Annotated in this window: 2 pseudogenes; one reads left to right on the forward strand and one right to left on the reverse strand. The window is 41.6% G+C overall.

The window, feature by feature from the left end:
* Positions 1–949 (forward strand): annotated as a pseudogene (locus H6S82_RS32555) (hypothetical protein); the annotation flags it as partial.
* An 82-nt stretch (positions 950–1031) separates the two neighbouring features.
* Here H6S82_RS32555 and H6S82_RS32560 read toward each other — a convergent pair.
* Positions 1032–1517, reverse strand: a pseudogene (locus tag H6S82_RS32560) (lysylphosphatidylglycerol synthase domain-containing protein); the annotation flags it as partial.

Consider the following 1517-nt stretch of genomic DNA (forward strand, 5'->3'; position numbering starts at 1 on the left):
TAATTTTGTCAACAGTAAGGATTATGAAGACCTGAAGGTATTCGCTTCCCGCTACGATAGTCAGTCTGAGTGGGCGCATCGTTATAGTACTTTTCTTTTAGTACCTCAGTACATAGATCTGAATAATCCCATAGAACAGCGAGAAGCAGCTAGAGCTCGTGCGAAGCGCTTGAAAGATAAATTTAAATTCGATTTGGCGATGTACACCGCCCATTCTCAGTCGCCAGTAGCTAAAGATACTAAGCTTGACAAACCAAATCCTACAGGACTTGGCGACGATCTGCTCCGGCTAATTAAAGCAATTGTAGCTAAACGAGGCCCATTTAGCTACGCCAACTTGGCAAGTATTTTTATTAAACAAACTGAATTCGTAACGTACAAATTTTTCAAGCAGAGTTTAAGTAAATATTTACTGTTTTCGGTGGCGAATAAAAAATTCGTAAATGTTTTTCAGCAAAATATTTCTGAAAAACTAGAAGTTCTTTATAAAGACCATGAGGAGGAAATTATTAACGATGCTCTGAAACTGAGAAGTTGCAATCGCGTCATAGAATATCTAACAACTGAAAATAGTCGAGAACCAACAGCGTTATTTGCCTTATTGCTGTCTCAAGGTAATCCGTTGACGTTAGTGGTAATTCTGCTGAAATTAATTCTCGTTTCACCAAACTCTCGCACGCATTTGGAAGTTTGTATTGGGGCTTTAATTCAGTACTATCAAAAATACCCAGAAGCTGAATGTCGCTGGTTGATTACTTTCTTAGAAATATTTAATATTACATTTGCAATTTATGCTGAAAATGTAGAATACAATTTAATCCAGATGCCGCAATATCAAGGTTCCGGGGAACAGCTAAAGGGTTGGACTCTAGATGAGTATCGAATTTTTTCCCAACTCAAACAAGAGCGTAACTTGGAAACGGCTTATGAAAATGGACTTCTGGAATAAATCCGCTAGATTTGCTAATGGCTGTGGCAATCTTAATCCATTATTCGCCTATGAAGTGGGATGGCTCGATCGCAATTAGCCATTACCGATGAGCGATTAAGCGCGAGTCAAGCCAAATCAATCCGGCACCGATCGCTTCCGCTAAAATACTCACCAGACGGTAAAGTGCAACTACACTGAGGATGAGACCCGGTGAAAAACTGTCATCCAAAAGCGCGATCGCACTTGTTTCAAAAACTCCCACACCTCCCGGTGCGCCAGGAACAACCAAACCCAACAACCATGCTACACAGAAAGCACCCAACAGCAGAAATACCTGACTGGGAGGCACCGGTTTGAGGGCCAACCAAGTACACAAGAAACCGAAACCGCGCAAACTTAAAAAACCCATCTCTCCCAACAAAGGCAGTAGGGGGTAGCGTTTCATTTGCAAAGCACCGACATCAACTGTCGCGAAACCTTTAGCTTTAGCTTTCATCTGAGTCGCCAATTGAATCAACGGGTTTAAAAACTTAGGATGAATTGCGATCGAAACTATCGCCAGACCGAGCAATTCCAACCACCGATA

Origin of the sequence: Planktothrix sp. FACHB-1355 (genome assembly GCF_014748295.1) — a bacterium.
Lineage (GTDB): Bacteria > Cyanobacteriota > Cyanobacteriia > Cyanobacteriales > Aerosakkonemataceae > Aerosakkonema > Aerosakkonema funiforme_A.